General features: G+C 72.9%; 15 protein-coding genes. 5 read left to right on the plus strand and 10 right to left on the minus strand.

Features of this window, described 5'->3' with window-relative positions; translation table 11 throughout:
* The first annotated feature begins 1 nt into the window (after position 1).
* The 4 genes from ACZ6WH_RS01960 to ACZ6WH_RS01975 all read left to right on the plus strand — a co-directional run bounded on the left by ACZ6WH_RS01960 (position 2) and on the right by ACZ6WH_RS01975 (position 4,139).
* On the plus strand, positions 2 to 1,027 hold the full coding sequence (locus ACZ6WH_RS01960) for an amidohydrolase family protein (protein ID WP_469725256.1): 1,026 nt from the start codon (positions 2 to 4) through the stop codon (positions 1,025 to 1,027).
* 21 nt (positions 1,028 to 1,048) lie between these two features.
* A complete protein-coding gene (gene ligK / locus ACZ6WH_RS01965) occupies positions 1,049 to 1,732 on the plus strand; it encodes a 4-carboxy-4-hydroxy-2-oxoadipate aldolase/oxaloacetate decarboxylase (RefSeq protein ID WP_469725257.1) in 684 nt (227 codons plus the stop codon).
* 75 nt (positions 1,733 to 1,807) lie between these two features.
* The gene (locus ACZ6WH_RS01970; RefSeq protein ID WP_469725259.1) at positions 1,808 to 2,731 is read left to right on the plus strand and encodes an amidohydrolase family protein; all 924 of its coding nucleotides are present in this window, start codon (positions 1,808 to 1,810) and stop codon (positions 2,729 to 2,731) included.
* Positions 2,732 to 2,768: 37 nt separating this feature from the next.
* Positions 2,769 to 4,139: an MFS transporter gene (locus ACZ6WH_RS01975; protein WP_469725260.1), complete on the plus strand. Its 1,371-nt coding sequence runs from the start codon at positions 2,769 to 2,771 to the stop codon at positions 4,137 to 4,139.
* 102 nt (positions 4,140 to 4,241) lie between these two features.
* Here ACZ6WH_RS01975 and ACZ6WH_RS01980 read toward each other — a convergent pair whose 3' ends face one another.
* A complete protein-coding gene (locus tag ACZ6WH_RS01980; protein WP_469725262.1) occupies positions 4,242 to 5,297 on the minus strand; it encodes a YncE family protein in 1,056 nt (351 codons plus the stop codon).
* Positions 5,298 to 5,464: 167 nt separating this feature from the next.
* Here ACZ6WH_RS01980 and fes point away from each other — a divergent pair, with 167 nt between their 5' ends.
* Positions 5,465 to 6,733, plus strand: coding sequence for an enterochelin esterase (gene fes / locus ACZ6WH_RS01985; protein WP_469725264.1), 1,269 nt, complete (start codon positions 5,465 to 5,467; stop codon positions 6,731 to 6,733).
* Here fes and ACZ6WH_RS01990 read toward each other — a convergent pair.
* From ACZ6WH_RS01990 to ACZ6WH_RS02030, 9 genes are all read right to left on the minus strand, one after another.
* Complete coding sequence (locus ACZ6WH_RS01990) at positions 6,667 to 7,470, minus strand: 4'-phosphopantetheinyl transferase family protein (protein WP_469725265.1); 804 nt, start codon at positions 7,468 to 7,470, stop codon at positions 6,667 to 6,669. The two genes, fes and ACZ6WH_RS01990, sit on opposite strands and share 67 nt — an antisense overlap.
* Entirely contained in the window at positions 7,467 to 7,664 is a 198-nt protein-coding gene (locus ACZ6WH_RS01995; protein ID WP_432850377.1) for an MbtH family NRPS accessory protein, read from the minus strand. The genes ACZ6WH_RS01990 and ACZ6WH_RS01995 overlap by 4 nt, the downstream gene beginning before the upstream one ends.
* Complete coding sequence (locus ACZ6WH_RS02000) at positions 7,661 to 11,593, minus strand: amino acid adenylation domain-containing protein (protein WP_469725266.1); 3,933 nt, start codon at positions 11,591 to 11,593, stop codon at positions 7,661 to 7,663. The genes ACZ6WH_RS01995 and ACZ6WH_RS02000 overlap by 4 nt, the downstream gene beginning before the upstream one ends.
* Positions 11,590 to 11,817: a phosphopantetheine-binding protein gene (locus tag ACZ6WH_RS02005; protein ID WP_432850373.1), complete on the minus strand. Its 228-nt coding sequence runs from the start codon at positions 11,815 to 11,817 to the stop codon at positions 11,590 to 11,592. Before ACZ6WH_RS02005 ends, ACZ6WH_RS02000 begins: the two co-directional genes overlap by 4 nt.
* Before the next feature lie 5 nt (positions 11,818 to 11,822).
* Positions 11,823 to 12,455, minus strand: coding sequence for an isochorismatase family protein (locus ACZ6WH_RS02010; protein ID WP_469725268.1), 633 nt, complete (start codon positions 12,453 to 12,455; stop codon positions 11,823 to 11,825).
* Between the two features lie 28 nt (positions 12,456 to 12,483).
* Positions 12,484 to 14,151 (minus strand): (2,3-dihydroxybenzoyl)adenylate synthase, encoded by a 1,668-nt coding sequence (locus ACZ6WH_RS02015; RefSeq protein ID WP_469725270.1) that lies wholly within the window; start codon positions 14,149 to 14,151, stop codon positions 12,484 to 12,486.
* Positions 14,148 to 15,368: an isochorismate synthase gene (locus ACZ6WH_RS02020; RefSeq protein WP_469725271.1), complete on the minus strand. Its 1,221-nt coding sequence runs from the start codon at positions 15,366 to 15,368 to the stop codon at positions 14,148 to 14,150. The genes ACZ6WH_RS02015 and ACZ6WH_RS02020 overlap by 4 nt, the downstream gene beginning before the upstream one ends.
* 63 nt (positions 15,369 to 15,431) lie before the next feature.
* Positions 15,432 to 16,220 (minus strand): 2,3-dihydro-2,3-dihydroxybenzoate dehydrogenase, encoded by a 789-nt coding sequence (locus ACZ6WH_RS02025; protein WP_432850365.1) that lies wholly within the window; start codon positions 16,218 to 16,220, stop codon positions 15,432 to 15,434.
* Positions 16,217 to 17,203, minus strand: coding sequence for an ABC transporter substrate-binding protein (locus ACZ6WH_RS02030; RefSeq protein WP_469726221.1), 987 nt, complete (start codon positions 17,201 to 17,203; stop codon positions 16,217 to 16,219). Before ACZ6WH_RS02030 ends, ACZ6WH_RS02025 begins: the two co-directional genes overlap by 4 nt.
* Positions 17,204 to 17,255: the final 52 nt, after the last annotated feature.

Genomic DNA, 17,255 nt, shown 5'->3' on the forward strand with positions numbered 1-17,255 from the left:
CATGATCATCGACTGCCACGGTCACTTCACGACCGCGCCGCCGGCCCTGGCGGCCTGGCGCGACCGGCAGATCGCCGCCCTTTCCGGCCCCGCCGCCGCGCCCGCCCCCGAGGACCTGCGGATCGGCGACGACGAGCTGCGGGAGAGCATCGAGCCGAACCAGCTGCGCATGATGGACGAGCGCGGCATCGACCTGACGGTCTTCTCGCCCCGCGCCTCGTTCATGGCGCACCACATCGGCGACTTCGAGACGTCGTCCCGCTGGGCCGCGCTCTGCAACGACCTGATCCACCGCGTCGCCTCGCTCTACCCGGAGCGGTTCGCCCCGGCGGCGATGCTCCCGCAGTCGCCGGGCGTCGACCCCGCGACCTGCGTCCCGGAGCTGAAGCGCTGTGTCGAGGAGCTTGGCGCGGTCGCGGTCAACCTCAACCCCGACCCGTCGGGCGGCCACTGGACCGCGCCGCCGCTGACCGACCGCTCCTGGTACCCGCTCTACGAGGCCATGGCCGAGTACGACGTGCCGGCGATGGTGCACGTCAGCACCAGCGTCAACCCGGCCTTCCACACCACCGGAGCGCACTATCTGAACGCCGACACCACGGCGTTCATGCAGCTGATCCAGGGCGACCTGTTCCGCGACTTCCCCACGCTGCGGCTGATCGTCCCGCACGGCGGCGGCGCCGTCCCGTACCACTGGGGCCGGTTCCGCGGCCTCGCGATGGCGCTGGGCAAGCCGGAACTGGAGCAACACGTCCTGGGCAACGTCTTCTTCGACACCTGCGTCTACCACCAGCCCGGCATCGACCTCCTGCTCGACGTCGTACCCCGCCGCAACGTCCTCTTCGCCTCGGAGATGATCGGCGCCGTCCGCGACATCGACCCGTGCTCCGGCCACCACTTCGACGACACCCGCTGCTATGTCGAGAACGCCGGCCTGTCCGCCGAGGACGTGGCGGACGTCCAGGAGCACAACGCCCGCACCGTCTACCCCCGTCTGAACGCCCTGCTCACGCAGCAGGGGCGCTGACCGCGAGAGAAGCAGCCCATCATGTACGAACTCGGAGTCGTCCACCGCACCGTCCACCGGCCCTCCGAAGCGGACGTCGAGAAGCTCGCGCCCTTCGGTGTGGCCACGATCCACGAGGCCATGGGCCGCACCGGGCTCATGCGCCCGTACATCCGGCCCGTCTACCCCAAGGCGCGGCTCGTCGGCACCGCGGTCACCGTGCTGCTGCAGCCCGGCGACAACTGGATGATGCACGTGGCCGCCGAGCAGGTGCGGCCGGGCGATGTCCTGGTCGCGGCCTGCACCACCGAGTGCGAGGACGGGTTCTTCGGCGAACTGCTCGCGACGTCGGTGCGCGCTCGGGGCGGCCGCGGCCTCGTCATCGACGGCGGCTGCCGCGACGCGGCGGAGCTGGAGGAGATGGACTTCCCCGTCTTCAGCCGCGCGGTCAACTCCAAGGGCACCGTGAAGGCCACCCTCGGCTCGGTCAATGTGCCCGTCGTCTGCGCCAATGCGCTGGTCCACCCCGGTGATGCGGTCGTGGGCGACGCCGACGGCGTGGTCGTCGTGCCGGCCGGCCGGGTCGCGGAGGTGGCCGAGGCCGCCCGGAAGCGCGAGGAGAACGAGGAGGTCAAGCGGAAGCGGCTGGCCGCCGGCGAGCTGGGCCTCGACATCTACGGCATGCGCGAGCCACTGAAGGCCGCGGGTCTGCGGTACGTCGACTGACCCGTCCAGGAACGCGGGCCGGCCCGGACCATGCCCTGACGCACGGGCCGGCCCGCCACTGACCAAGGAGCACTCATGAGCACGACCAGCGCACCGACCCCCGGGTGGCTGGACTGGTACGACGGCCCCTCGCGCCCCGCCTTCGAGCTGCCGGCCGGGGCCGTCGACTCCCACTGCCACGTCTTCGGCCCGCAGCACGCGTTCCCCTTCGCGCCGGAACGCAAGTACACCCCCTGCGACGCGAGCAAGGACCAACTGTTCGCACTCCACCAGCACTTGGGTATCGGTCGCCGCGTCGTGGTGCAGGCCACCTGCCACGGCGCGGACAACAGCGCCATGGTCGACGCGGTACGGGCCGCCGGCGGCACCGCACGCGGCATCGCCACCGTACGGCCCGACGTGACCGCCGGCGAGCTGCGGGCGCTCGACGACGCGGGCGTGCGTGGAGTGCGTTTCAACTTCCTCAAGCGTCTGGTCAATGCCGCGCCCAAGGACGAACTGGCCACCATCGCACGGAAGATCGCCCCGCTCGGCTGGCACATCGTCCTCTACTTCGAGAGCGCCGACCTGGCGGAACTGGCCGGCTTCTTCGGCTCCCTGCCCGCACCGCTCGTGATCGACCACATGGGACGCCCTGACGTCACCCGGCCCGTGGCCGGCCCGGAATTCACCCGCTTTCTGCGGTTCGCCGAGCGCGACGACGTATGGGTCAAGGTGAGCTGCCCCGAGCGGCTCAGTGTGTCCGGGCCGCCGGCGCTGGACGGTGAGCAACACGCCTACACCGACGTGGTCCCCTTCGCCCGGCGGGTGGTGGAGGAGTTCCCGGACCGGGTCCTGTGGGGCACCGACTGGCCGCACCCCAACCTCAAGGACCACATGCCCGACGACGGGCTCCTGGTCGACCACGTCCCGCACGTGGCCACCACGGCCGAGCGGCAGCGCAAGCTGCTCGTCGACAACCCGATGCGGCTCTACTGGCCCGGCGAAGGCGCCGTCTGACCGTCCCCCATCCCACCTCCCGACGAGGGCATTGTCCATGCAGCCAAGGCAGCACTCCAACGCGGCGAACCGGCTCGACAGACTCCCGGTCTCCCGCTTCCACAAGCTCACCCTGGTCGCCGTCTCCTTCGCGTACTTCTTCGAGTTCGCCGACATCAACAGCTTCGCGACCACCGCGCCCCGGCTCATCACGCTCTGGGACGTCACGGTCAGCCAGGTCGCCTACGTCACGTCCCTGTCCTTCGTCGGCATGTTCCTCGGCTCCGTCGCCGCCGGCTGGGTCGCCGACCGATGGGGCCGGAAGAAGGCGCTGACCTGGACCACGCTCTCCTTCGGCCTCTTCTCCTTCGCGTCCGTCTTCTCCTGGGACCTCGTCTCGCTCGGCGTCTTCCGCGTCCTCACCTCGGCGGGACTGTCGGCCATGACCGTGGTGGCCGTCATCTACGTCAGCGAGCTGTATCCGGCGGCGGTCCGCGGCAAGTACCAGGCCTACGCCATCGTCATCGGCATCTGCGGCACCCCCGTCACCAACCTCATCGCCAGTGCGGTGGTGCCGCTGTCCGACTGGACCTGGAGGCTGGTCTACCTCTGGGGCTCCCTCGGAATCCTCTTCGTCCTCTTCGCCCGCCATCTCCAGGAGTCCCCGCGCTGGTACGAGAGCAAGGGGGAGTACGCCGCGGCGGACGCGGTCCTCAGCCGCATCGAATCCCGGGTCGCCGCGGAGAAGGGGCCGCTGCCCGAGCCCGAGCCCCCGGTCGAGCAGCCGCCACCTGCCAAGGCACCCATCCGGCTGCTGCTCCAGAAGAAGTACCTGTTGCCCACGGCCCTCCTCACCGTGCTGTGGGTGACGCAGACCATCGGCTTCTTCGGGTACTCCAGCTGGGCGCCCACCCTGCTGGCCAAGGAGGGCTTCGGCGTCGAGCAGTCCATCTTCTACGTCGCGCTGACCACGCTCGGCGCGCCGCTGGGCTCGTACCTCGCCTCGCTGGTCACCGACCGTTTCGAGCGCAAGTGGTGCCTGGTCGCCTTCGGTTCCGTCATCGCCCTGTGCGGCCTGTTCTACGGACTGTCCTTCAACCCGGTCCTGATCGTGGTGTTCGGCTTCCTGGTCAATCTCTTCGAGCGCGGCTACACGGCCCTCGGGTACGCCTACTCCCCGGAGCTGTTCGACATCCGCGGGCGTTCCCTGGGCACCGGCATCTCCTACGGGCTGGGCCGGCTGTCGAACGCGGCCGGACCGCTGATCATCGCCGCGCTGTACAACAGCACGGGGTATCAGAGCGTCTTCTACTTCATCGCCGGCACCTGGATCCTCGGCGCGGTCGTGCTCGCGGTCTTCGGCCCCAGGACGAAGCGGGCGGCCGTACCGGCGCCGGCCGGCCATGCGGATCCGGCCCGGACCGTCTAGACACGGATGCGCGGTACCGGTGAGTGCGTCTCGCCGGTACCGCGCATCCATGTGCCCGCGCGCCGGTGTCGGCCGGCGCGGGCCGCCCGGTGGCCGAACGGCTCAGTGGCCGAGGCGGATGCGGTGCACCCGGTCCTCGCCGGCCGGGCCGGTGCCCGACTTGTCGACCACGTACGCGGTGTTGCCGGCCACCTCGACGTGGTTGGGGTTGGCGCCGGTCGGGACGGTTTTCACGACGGAGCCCTTGCGGGGGTCCACCACCGACACGGTGGCGTCGGTGCGGTTGACGACCAGCACCCGGCCGGAACGGTGGTCGGTGGCAACGGAGAGCGCGCCTTTGCCGGTGGTGACCGACTTGGTGACGGCACCCTTGCGCAGGTCGACGACGGAGAGGCCGGCGCCGTTCTGGTCGGCGGTGTAGGCGGTGCTGCCGTCCTTGGACAGCGCGATCGAGATCGGTGCGTCGCCGGTCGGGATGAACCGAGGGTCCGTGGAGCCGGGGGAGGCCTGGATGATGCGGTCGTTGTCGAGGTCGGCGGCGTACGCGGTGCCGGACCGCTCGTTCACCGCCAGGCCCGTCGGGGTGGCGCCGTCGACCGTGATCCGCTTCTTCTCCTTGAAGGTGCGGCTGTCGAAGGCGACGAGGGAGCCGTCGCCGAACCCGCTCGCCCACACCGTGTCGTGCCGCTCGTCGACGACGATCTCGCGGGCGTGCGCCACGTCCGGCAGCGTGGCGAGGTGTTTGCCGGTGCGCTGGCTGTAGACGGCCACGGTGTTGTTGCGGGTGTTCGTCGTCCAGACGGTGTCGTGCTCGTCGTCGACGGCGACGCCGTAGACGGCCTCGACGGCGCCGGTGGCCTCATCGGTGACCGGCGGGGTGTACGTCGCCTTCACCTTCAGCGTCCGCGGATCCACTTTCAGCAGGCCGGACCGGGTCACCGGCGGCCGGCCGACGGCGGCGGTGGCCCACAGCACGTGATTCCGCTCGGAGTACGCGGACTGGTAGAGGCCTTTGGTGAGCGGTGCGCTCGTGGCCGCCTCGCCGGTGGCGGTAGGGGAGTGCGCGGAGGCGGTGCCGGTGAGGGCCAGCGAGCTGCCCGCCGCGGCGGCCACGGCGATGGCCGCGGTACGGCGGATGCGTCGGATGAATGAGGTCATGCTGCGTCAATCTCCTTCACGGATGGCACTTCTCGGGAAGTGCGCACCATGTAACTTAGCTTAGGCTTACCTAAGTAATATGTCGTTTCGGGTGTGGCGCGCACCACAAGAACCGGCAAGGTAAGGTAACCCTAACTTGACCTTCTCGTCGGTCGGAGTCCGCCCGCATGCCCCTGTCCACGCCTCCTCAGGGGGACCCGCATCAGCCGCCCCGGCTGGCGCGTCCGCACCCCCTCCCGCGCCTCACGGAACCCGCCTGCGCCCTCCCGGAACCCGGCGTGGTCCAGGAGTTCTGGGCCGATGTGCAGCGGCGCGGTAACCCGCTCGTCGCGCCGGACCCCCTCGGCAGCGCGGACCACCGCGCAGTGACCTTCCTCTGGCGCGGCACGCCCGCCACCCGGGCCGTTCAGGTCATGCCCAACAAACTCGGCGACCCGCGCGCCCCCGAGGGCAATCTGATGGAGCACGTTCCGGGCACCGACATCTGGCACTGGACGCTCCGCCTGCGCCACGACTGGCAGGGCACCTACGACTTCCACGTCGACGAGGGCGACGGCCCCGAGCCGGACAGTGCGGCGTACTGGCAGTGGCTTCGTGCTCAGCGCCGCAGCGACCCCTTCAACCCGCGTACACTGCCCCGCCGTTGGGGTGGCGCCCCGGTCGCCTGTGCCGAACTCCCGGGCGCCCCGCGAGCGGTGGACTGGGAGCCGCGGCCGGACACCGCACGCGGCACCGTGTCCGAGCACAAGGTGGCGAGCGCGCACCTCGACGGGCCCCGACGGGTGTGGCTGTACCGGCCGCCGCGCACCGCACACCTGCGGAAGCGGCTGCCCGTCCTCGTCCTGCTCGACGGCGAGCACTGGCAGCAGCCCGGACTCGGCCTCGCCCACCTCCTCGACAACCTCATCGCCGACGGCCGCATCCCCCCGCTCGCCGTCGTACTGCCGGATTCCGTGGACGCCGCCACGCGGTGGGCGGAACTCACCTGCCGCCCCGAGTTCGTCGCCTTCCTCGCCGAGGAACTGCTGCCCTGGGCAGGCGGTCTGCTGCCGGTCACCGAGGACCCGGCCGGTACGGTGATCGCCGGGCAGAGCCTGGGCGGTCTCACCGCCGCCTACGCCGCCCTCTCCGCACCGCACCGGTTCGGCAACGCCCTCGCCCAGTCGGGCTCGTTCTGGTGGCCCAACGGCCCCCGGGCCGAGTGGCTCACCCGCCGCATCGCCGAAGGCCCCCGGCTGCCGGTGCGCTTCCGGCTCTCCTTCGGCGAGCAGGAATGGGTGGCGCTCCCCGCGGCACGGCGGCTCCGCGGCGCGCTCGCGTCCGCCGGCTACGACGACGCCGTGTACCGCGAGTTCAACGGCGGCCACGACTACCTGTGCTGGCGCACGGAACTGGCCGCCGGCCTGGAGGCGCTGCTCTCCGGCACCCCGGACTGAGGCTCCGTACACCCCTGCCCGGGCAGTGCGCACGCCGCCGCGTAACCCGGCGGCACCTCGACGTCGCCGAGCAGCCACCCGGGCAGTCCGGCAGGTTCGCTGCCCGTCCCCAGATGCGCGGTGCGCAGGCCGTCCCCGGACAGCGCCTCGCCGATCGCCTTCAGGTATGCCTCCTTACGCGTCCAGCAGCGGGCGAAGGCGGCGGCGCGGTCGGCCTCGGGCAGTGCGGCCAGCTCCTCCTGCTCCGCCGGGTGCAGCGCACCGGCCGCATCCCGCACCAGCCGTATGTCCGGAACGCGTTCGACGTCCACCCCCACCGGCCGGGCGGCCAGCCCCAGCAGGGCCAGGCCGCCCGTGTGCGACAGCGAGAAATGCACCGCGGCGCCGGCCGGCCCGGCCACGGCGGGGCGGCCGTGCGCCCCGCCGCAGCCCGGGCACGGCAGCCGCGTCAGCGGGACACGCGCGGCCGGCACCCCCAGACAACCGCCCAGTACGCGGCGCAGCGCCACATGCGCCGCCACGTACAGGGCACGGTCGGCCGGGCGCCGCAACGCGGCCGCACGACGGCGCTCTTCCGCGTCCAGCACCGACTCGTCCGGTATCGACTCGTCCGGTACCGACGCATCGGGTGCTGCGCCCGGCCCCGGGGCCCGGACCAGCCACAGCCGCGGCCCCGGGGCGAGGTCCTGCGGCCGGGGCAGCGGTCCGGGGTCCGGCCACGGCCGTACCGCGGTCATCGGCGTCCTGCCGCCCGCGTCTCCACGTGGCGTACGCACGCCTCGTGCGGTGCCGGTCCGAAGCGCGCCGACCACCCCGGCGGCACGGTGCGCCACACCGGCCACAGCGACTGCCGGCCGTGGTCGTTCTCCAGCACCAGATGCGTGTCGCCCCCACCCGCGCCCGCGTCGAACGGGCCGGCCTGCTGCGTCATGCGTCGAGCTCCTTCAGCCGGGCCGCCAGCACGGCGGCGATGTCGTCGAGCTGCCGCTCCCGCATCATCTGCGGGTGCGTGCAGTCCAGGTCGTGGTTGACGACGGCGCCGCTCACGTGCGGACGCCACGCCTCCCGGGTCAGCCAGTCCTCGGCGCGCGGCGCGGCGGCCGTGAAGAACAGCACGTCGCCGTCGAACACATCGTGGTGGTGTTCGCGCATCATGCGCGCGTGGTTCGGCACGATGTCCACGATCTTCGCCAGGGTGTGGTCGGTGAGCCCGGCCAGCGGGCTGCCCGCCTGCCGCAGCGTGGCGAGCACGTCGTCCCGGTCGCGTTCGTGGGTGCGGTCGAAGCCCGCCATGCGCAGCACCGCGGTCAGCGCGTCCCCCTCCTCGGGCGCGGCGTTCTCCCGCCACTGCTCGGCCGGGAACGCGTCCAGCAGCGCGAGGAACTCGACCTCCTCGCCCGCCTGTTGCAGCAGCACGGCCACCGTGTGAGCGAGGACGCCGCCCACCGACCAGCCCAGCAGCCGGTACGGGCCGTGCGGCCGGAGGGCACGGATGCGCTCGACGTAGTCGGCCGCCTCCTCCTGGAGCGTCGCCGGCAGCGGCTCGTCGCGCACCAGGCCGCGCGCCTGGATGCCGTACAGCGGCTGCCCCTGGCCGAGCCGCGCGGAGAGGCCCGCGTAGCACCACGCGATGCCGCCCGCCGGATGGATCGCGAACAGCGGCGGCCGGTCGCCGTCCGTACGCAGCGGCAGCACGACGTCCAGGGCGTCCTCGGCCGCCGGCCCCGCGCTCTCGATCCGGGCCGCGAGCGCCGCCGGAGTGGGCGCCTCGAACAGCGAGCCGATCGTCAGCTCGGCGCCCAGCTCCTCCCGGACGCGCGCCACCAGGCGCACCGCGAGCAGCGAGGTGCCGCCCAGGTCGAAGAACGCGTCGTCGGGACCGACCCGTTCGGCGCCGAGCACCTGCGCGAACAGGCGGGTCAGCGCCTCCTCGCGCGCGTTCGCCGGCCGCCGGCCGCTCCCGCTGCCGGTGAAGACCGGCGCGGGCAGCGCCTTGCGGTCCAGCTTCCCGTTGGGGCTCAGCGGGAACGCGTCCAGGGCCACCACCGCCGACGGGACCATGTGCTCCGGGAGCACCCCCGTCAGCCCGGCGCGCACGGCGGCCGGGTCGGCGCCGCCCGTGACGTAGCCGACGAGCTGCTGCTCGCCCGGCCGGTCCTCGCGCACCAGCGCGCAGGCCCCGTCCACCCCGGCCTGTGCGGCCAGCGCCGTCTCGATCTCCCCCAGCTCGATGCGCTGGCCGCGCAGCTTCACCTGGTGGTCGGTGCGGCCGAGGTACTCCACCTCGCCCTGGTCCGTCCAGCGCGCCAGGTCGCCCGTGCGGTACATGAGGCTCCCCGGCGGCCCGAAGGGGTTCGCCACGAAGCGGGAGGCGGTCAGGTCGGCGCGGTTCAGGTAGCCGTCGGCGAGCTGCCGCCCCGCGAGGTACAGCTCGCCCGCCACGCCGGGCGGGCAGGGCTGGAGTGCCGCGTCGAGGACGTACAGCCGGGTGTTCCACACCGGCCGGCCGATCGGCACCGGGCCGCCGTCCGCCGGGACGCAGGCGTGGTACGTGACGTCGACGGCGGCCTCGGTGGGCCCGTACAGGTTGTGCAGCTCGGTCCCGGGCAGCGTGCGCGCGAAGGCGTGCGCGGTCTCGCGGGGCAGCGCCTCCCCACTGCAGAACACCTGCCGCAGGCTGTCGCAGGCGGCCGCTTCGGACTCGGCCCCGGCCAGGAAGACCTGGAGCATCGACGGCACGAAGTGGCAGGTGGTGATCTGCTGTTCGCGGATGACGCGGGTCAGGTAGGCGGGGTCCTTGTGGCCGCCCGGCGCCGCGACGACGAGCGTGGCGCCCGCCCGCAGCGGCCAGAAGAACTCCCACACGGACACGTCGAACGAGGACGGTGTCTTCTGCAGCACCCGGTCCCCGGGGCCGAGCCCGTAGGCGTGCTGCATCCAGCGCAGCCGGTTGTCGATGGCAGCGTGGGGGACCACGACGCCCTTGGGCCTGCCGGTGGAGCCGGAGGTGTAGATGACGTACGCGGGATGCGCGGGCGTCAGCGGACGCCCGGGGTTGATGGCCGGGTACGCGGAGACGTCGAGGCCGTCCAGGACGACGAGCGGGGTGCCCGCGTCGTCCGGCAGCCGGCCGGCGCGGTCGGTGACGGCACACACCGGCGCCGCGTCCTGAAGCATGAACGTGAGCCGCTCGGCCGGGTAGTCCGGGTCCAGCGGCAGGTACGCCGCACCGGTCTTGACCACGGCGAGCAGGGAGATCACCAGCTCCGCCGACCGGGGCACCGAGACGGCCACCACCGCGCCGGGCCGCGCGCCGAAGGTCTGCAGATGCCGGGCGAGGCGATTGGCGCGGGCGTTGAGTTCGGCGAAGGTGAGCGAGGTTCCCTCGTACACCAGCGCCGTGGCGTTCGGGGTCCGCATGACCTGCGACTCGATCGGGCCGACCAGGTTGGTGGGCGGCACCACCTGGTCCGTACGGTTGAACTCCGTTACGACCAGGTCGAGTTCGGCGGGCGTCGCGACCGGGTGCGCCGCGAGCGGCAGCTGCGGGTCGGCCTGCGCGAGCCGGTCCACCAGGTGCAGGAAACGCTCCTGGTGGGCGGCGAGTTCGCCGTCCTCGTACAGCGCCGGGTTGCCGTCGTGGTCGATCTGCAGGCCGCGGCCGTCGGCACGGTCGTAGATGTTGACCGTCAGATCGTCGACCGGGCCGGCGGAGAGGTTGCGGGCCCGCGCGGGCGCGCCCGCGAAGTCGATGGCGTAGTCGAACGGCATGACGTTGACGAGCGGTCCGGCCAGGCCGCGGCTCTCGCCGAGCAGCCCCAGGTCGCGGCGGATGTCCTCGTACCGGTAGTGCTGGTGGCGGCGGACCTGCCGGACGGCGAGCACGACCTGCCGCACCAGCTGCGCGAAGGTCGCCTCCGGCGGAACGCTCAGGCGCAGCGGCAGCACGTTCATCACCATGCCCGGAACCCGCAGCGCGACCGATCCCATGCGGCCCATCATCGGCAGGCCGAGCACGACGTCGGCGCGGCCGGTGACCCGCGCGGTGTACAGGGCCTGCGCCGCGATCAGCACGTCCGGCCAGGTCGCACGCAGCGTGGCGGCGAGCGCGCGGACCCGCTCCGTCGCCTCGGGGCCGAGCCCGGCGCTGTGCCGCAGGAAAGTACGGGAGGGCAGCGCGCCGCGGCCCGCGAGCCGGGACGCCTCCGGCCGGTCGGCGAACGCCTCCGACCAGTGGGCGCGGTCGGCGGCGAAGGCGTCCGAGGCCCGGTACTCGGCGTCCTGGGTGAGGAGGTCGGTCAGCGTGCCGAACGTGCGCGGGGCGGGCTCCGCACCGCGGGCCAGCGCCGTGTAGACCTCGGCGGTGCGGCGGACGAGCAGCGAGTACCCGTAACCGTCCATGACCAGGTGGTGGATGCGCTGGTACCACAGCCACCGCTCCTCGCCGACGCGGAACAGCGCGTGCCGGAACAGCGGGCCGGTGGCCAGGTCGAAGGGCCGGCCGAGGTCCGCGCGCATCCACGCCTCGGCCTCCTCCCCGGCCCGGTCGCGGCCGCGGAGGTCGCGCAGGGTCAGCGGCGGCTCGACGGCGTCCAGGACCCGCTGGCGGGGGCCGTCGGGGGTGTCCGTGACGCGTATCCGCAGCGAGTCGGCCTCGGCGGTGACGCGGCGCAGCGCGGCATCGAAGAGCTGCGGATCCAGGGGCCCGTCGATGTGCAGGCACTCGGCGGTGTTCTGTGCGGGGCTCAGCGGGTCGAGGGCCTGCGCGTACCACATGCCCGACTGGGCCGCCGTGAGCGGCAGCGGGGCGTCGGCGGCGCCGGCCGGCCGGCGGGCGTCCGCCGTGACGGGGGCGGTCATGCCACCCCCAGCAGCGGTGCCCAGGCCTCGATGGCCGGCTGCTCGGCGAGGTCGGCGAAGGCCGCCTCGACGCCGTGCTCGCGGCGCCATCGTTCCAGCAGCGCCATGATGCGCACCGAGTCCAGGCCGTAGTCGACCAGGTTCTCGTCGTACGGGATGTCCGCGGGGTCCTCGCCGAGGGAGTCGGCGACGTCGCCGCGGATCTGCTCCAGGGTGAGCGCCATCGGTGTCAGATCTCCTTCAGGAGGGCGTCGGTGGTGGTGACGACCGCGCAGCGGCCGGCGGCCCAGCGCAGGGCCATGTCGTGGTCGGCGCGGGAGAAGTCGGCCACCGCGTCGGCGACGACGAACGCCCGGATGTCTTGCTGCCACGCGTCGGCGGCGCTCATCAGTACGCCGATGTGCGCGTACACACCGGTGATCACCAGCTGGTCGCGGCCGGAGTCGCGCATCAGCCGTGCCAGCTCGGAGCGGACGAAGGCGCTGTACTTCCACTTGGTGAGGAGGGTGTCCCCGGCGGCGGGCGCGACCACGTCCGGTACGGCGAGCTTGTACGGGTCGTCGGCGACGCCCGGGCCCCAGAAGTCCAGCTGGAGGCCGCGCTCCTCGGGCGTCTGGCCGCCGCGCTGGGCGGAGTAGACGACCGGGGCGCCCTGGCGGCGGAACGCGTCCAGCAGCCGTGCGGTGTTGTCGAGCATGCCGGTCACGGGCTGCTCACCGGCCGGGAACGCGTCGAGGAAGTGGTTCTGCAGGTCGTGGACGAGCAGCAGCGCGCGCGAGGGGTCCACGGTCCAGGCGACACGGTTGGCGGGCAGCTCGTCCGGAGCCGGCAGCGGGTAGGGGGCGATGGCGGGAAGTGCCATGGGGCGGCAGCCTTTCGGGTGGTGCGCGTCAGCGGTCGGTGTCGGCGGCGGGCATGGCGGCGGAGGACCGCAGCCCTTTCTTGCTGACCTTTCCGACGCCGGTCTGCGGGAAGGCGCCGACGAACTCGACGAGGTCGGGGACCTTGTAGGCGGCGAGGCCGCGCTCGCGGACGAACCGCTTGACGGCGACGGGCTTCAGCGGCTCGGCGCCGTCGCGCAGGATCACGTAGGCGAGGGAACGCTCGCCGAGGTATTCGTCGGCCACCGCGACGACGGACACGTCGTGCACGGCGGGGTGGGCGAGGATGACGTTCTCGACCTCCTCCGGCGCGATCTTCTCGCCGCCCCTGTTGATCTGGTCCTTGGCCCGTCCCTCGACGACGAGGTGGCCGGTTGCCGTGCGGCGCACGATGTCGCCGGTGCGGTAGAAGCCGTCCTCGGTGAAGGTGCGCGCGTTGTGCTCGGGGGCGCGCCAGTAGCCGCGGATCGTGTACGGCCCCCGGGTCAGCAGGTGCCCGAACTCGCCGTCCGCGACGTCCTGTCCGGCGTCGTCGACGACGCGGATCTCGTCGTCCGGGGAGATCGGGCGGCCCTGGGTGGTGACGACGGTCTCGTAGTCGTCGTCCAGCCGGGTGTAGTTGACGAGCCCCTCGGCCATGCCGAAGACCTGCATCAGCCGGCAGTTCAGTGCCGGTTCCAGCCGGCGTGCGGCCTCCTCGCTGTACTTGGCGCCGCCGACCAGGACCAGCTCCAGGCTGGACAGGTCGTGTTCCGCCGCGGGCCCGGCGTCGGTCCACACCAGCGCCAGCGGCGGCACCATCCCGGTCATGGTGATGCGTTCCCGCTCGATGAGGGGGAAGGCCGTCGCGGGGTCGGGCCGGGGACACAGGACGACGGTGCCGCCGGCGTAGAGCACGCCCAGCCAGCCGGGGGAGCTCATGGGGAAGTTGTGCGCGGCGGGCAGCACCACGAGGAAGCGGGTGTCGGCGTCGACGCCGCAGATCTCGTTGGAGCCCCACAGCGAGTACATGTAGTCGTCGTGGGTGCGCGGAATGAGCTTGGAGACGCCCGTCGTACCGCCGGACAGCTGGAGGAACGCCAGCTCGTGCGGGGCCGGTCCGTCGGGCAGGACGGCCGGTTCGCAGGGGACCTCGGCCAGCGCGGTGTGCTCGCCCGGGTCGCCGACGACGAAGACGTGCCGCAGGCCCGGAGTGCGTTCCTGGATCCTGGTGGCGAGGCCCCGGTGGTCGAACCCGGCGTGCCGGTCGGGGATCACATAGGCGACGGCCTCGGTGAAGGAGCAGAAGTGCGCGATCTCCGTCTCGCGGTGGGCCGGCAGCGCGTACACCGGCAGCGCACCGATCCGGAACAGCGCGAAGACGACCTCGATGAACTCACCGACGTTGGGCAACTGCACGACGACCCGGTCGCCCTTGGCGATGCCGCGCGCGAGGAACCCGGCGGCGAGCCGGTCCGCGCGCTCGTCCAGCTCCCGGTAGGTCCAGGCGCGGCGTACGGGGCCGGGGTCGACCAGCGCGATCCGGTCGGGGTGGGCGGTGGCGCGCTCGCGCAGTACGCCTCCGAAGGTCTCCCCGCGCCAGTAGCCCGCGGCGCGGTAGCGCTCGGCGAACTCGGCGGGCCAGGTGGGCGCGTCGACGCCCGGGGTGAGGGCACTGACGGCTTCAGCGGTGCTCACAGGGCGGCCCCCACGGCGTTGAGGAAGGTACCGAACTTGGCGCCGGTCTCGGCGGTCTCGGCCTCCGGCGAGGATGCGGCCACCACGCCGGCCCCGGCGAACAGCCGCAGCGAGCGGCCCTCGGCCTCGGCGCAGCGGATCGTCACGACCCACTCGCCGTCGCCGTCCGCGCCCTGCCAGCCCACCATGCCGGTGTACGGGCCGCGGTCGAAGGGCTCGGACTCGGCGATGACGGCGCGCGCCACGTCGGTGGGGGTGCCGCACACCGCGGGAGTGGGGTGCAGCGCGGACGCCAGGTGCAGGGCGGTGGTGCCCGGGCCGGCCAGTTCGCCGGTGACGGTGGTCGACAGGTGCCACATCGCCGCGGTGCGGACGAGGGTGGGCTGCGCGGGCACGTCCAGGCGCGTGCAGAACGGTGCGAGCGCGGCGCGTACGGCCTCCACCACGACGGCGTGCTCGTGCAGGTCCTTCGGCGACTCCAGGAGCGCGGCCGCGCGACGGACGTCCTCCGCCAGATCGGAGCTGCGCGGTGCCGAGCCCGCCAGCGGGTTGGCGACGAGGTGCCCGTCGCGCCGGGCCACCAGCAGTTCGGGGCTGGCGCCGATGAGCGTGCGGTCCGGGCCGCTGGGCACGGCGAAGGTGTATCCGGCCGGGTCGCGCTGGGCCAGCCGGCGCAGCATGGCGGGCAGGTCCAGCGCGCGGTCGGAGGTCAGCTCCAGCGTGCGGGCCAGGACGACCTTGTCGAATTCACCGGCGCGCATCCGTGCGACAGCGGCGGCGACGGCCGCGCCGTACTGCTCCGGCTCCGGTACGGGCCGCATTTCCCACTGGCCCCGGCCCCGGTCGTCCCCGGCCGGCACGGGCAGCGCGACGAGCGGGTCCTCCCGCAGGGGCGGTGCCCAGCGCACCGACCGCGGCACGGCCAGTGCGGACGGGGCGTCCGGGGCGAAGGGCAGCGAGCCGACGACGACGGGGGCCGCGTCGCCCGCGCGCCGCCGCGTATCGAGTACGTCCTGCACGCGTTCGGTCAACGGTCTCTGATCGTGCGGGACTTCGGCGGCGGTGCCGCGGCCCAGCAGCGTGCGGTGCGGGGTGGCGAGGAAGCGGTCCGTGCCCGGGCGGTACTCGTCGAGCAGGGCGGTCGCCGAGCCGGGGGTGACCACGGCGGCGGGCGCCGCGCCGTGGGGGAGGGTGGGTTCGCGCAAGGAGGCGGACATGGTGTCTCCAAGGGGAAGATGGGTGCGGCCGCGGTCGGCGGCCGTGCTGCGAGGGCCGGCGGGTCAGGCCCGGAGGGTGGCGCCACCGTCGACGTACAGGTCGTGCATGGTGATGTGGCGGGCCCGGTCGGAGGCGAGGAAGACGACCGCCTCGGCGATGTCGGACGGGTCGGCGATGCGGCCGAGCGGGATGCCGGTGCGGTGGGACGCGAGGTTCCCCTCGATCACGCGCCGCGCGGCGGCCTCCTCGTCTCCGGTGGTCCACATGGCGCGTTGCATGTCGGTGAGGGTCGAGCCGGGGGAGACGGTGTTGCAGCGGATGCCGCGGGAGGCGAGCTCCAGGCCGAGGCACTTGGTGAACATCACGGTCGCCGCCTTGGACGCGGCGTAGGCGGACATGCCGGAGCGCGGTATTCCGGCCGCGTTCGAGGCGACGGTGACGATGCTGCCGCGGCCCCGCTCGCCCATCCGGCGGGCGACCGCGCGCGAGACGTGGAAGACCCCGTCGGTGTTGACGGCGAAGGTGCCCGCCCAGTCCTCGTCGGTGGTGTCCACCACGGCGGACTCCCGCAGGACCCCGGCGACGTTGACCGCGATGTCCAGTGCCCCCAGGGTGTCTTCGGCCTCGGCGACGAGCTGCTCGACGGCCGCCGCTTCGGTGACGTCCAGCCGGCGGGCCACGACCTGTTCGCCGTGCTCCTTGGCGACGCTCTGCACGTCCTCGCCGGACAGGTCGGTGGCGAGGACGCGGGCGCCGCGTTCGACGAGGGCCGCGACCACCGCGCGGCCGATGCCCCGGCCGGCGCCCGTGACGAGCGCGAACCGTCCGGCGAGTTCCTGGTCGGCGCTCACTTGACCATCGCCTTCCGGATGTCGTCCAGTACGGAGACAGCTGCCTGCGCGCCCCCGAGGCTGGTCCACTTCGAGCCGTCGATGACGGTCGCGTGGCCGTTCCGTACGGCCTTCAGCTCCTTGTAGGCCGGCTTCTTCGCCAGCTCGTCCAGGAGGCCCTTGTCCGGCCCGGTGGTCGACAGGGTGCCGATGAACAGCCGGTCGCCGTCGATCTCCTGGAGGTTCTCGTCGCTGATCGGCGACGAGTGGCCCGCACCCTTCTCGTTCTGGATGCCGGGACGCTCGAATCCCAGATCCTTGAGCACGTCGCTGATGAACACGCCCTGCTGCATGACGGCGGTGCCCTTGGCGGAGTAGCGGGCCACCGACACACGGGCGTCCGTGTCGTCGCCGAGGTCCTTCTTCAGCGCCGCGACCTTCGTGTCGTACGCGGTGAGGAACTTCTTGGCCGCCTTGCCCTTCCCGAGCACCGTGCCGGTGAGTTCGAGCGACGTCTTCCAGTTCTTGGTGCGGCCCACCGTGACGACGGTGGGGGCGATCTTCTTGAGCTGCTGGAGCACCTGCTGGTCGGCGAGCTGCCCGGCGAGGATCACGTCGGGCTCGGCCTGGACGACCTTCTCGATGTCCGGGCCGGTCACCGCGCCCACCACCGGTATGCCCCCGGCCCGGTCGGCCAGGTAGGCGGGGGCGCCCTTCTGGCCGCGCCCCGCGGTGAGTCCTACGGGCTTGACGCCGAGCGTGAGCGCGGAGTCCAGGTCCATCTCGCTGAGCGCCACGACCCGCTTCGGGGCGGCGGGCACCCGCACCTTCGCGCCGGTCGCGTCGGTGACCGGAGTGGTGCCGGATTTACCGGAGTCGCCCGCGGCAGTGCTCCGGTCCGAGGAGCTGCAGGCGGTGGCGGCCAGCGCGAGGGCGGCGAGCACGGCGGCCGTGGCGGCGGACCGCGCGGGTCTGCGGGAGGGCGAGACGGTACTGGGCACCAGGGGCCTCTTTCTGCGTTTGTTGTGCTGTCGCGGGGATCGATCCGGAAGGCGC

The sequence above is a fragment of the Streptomyces sp. NPDC050806 genome (assembly GCF_055586425.1).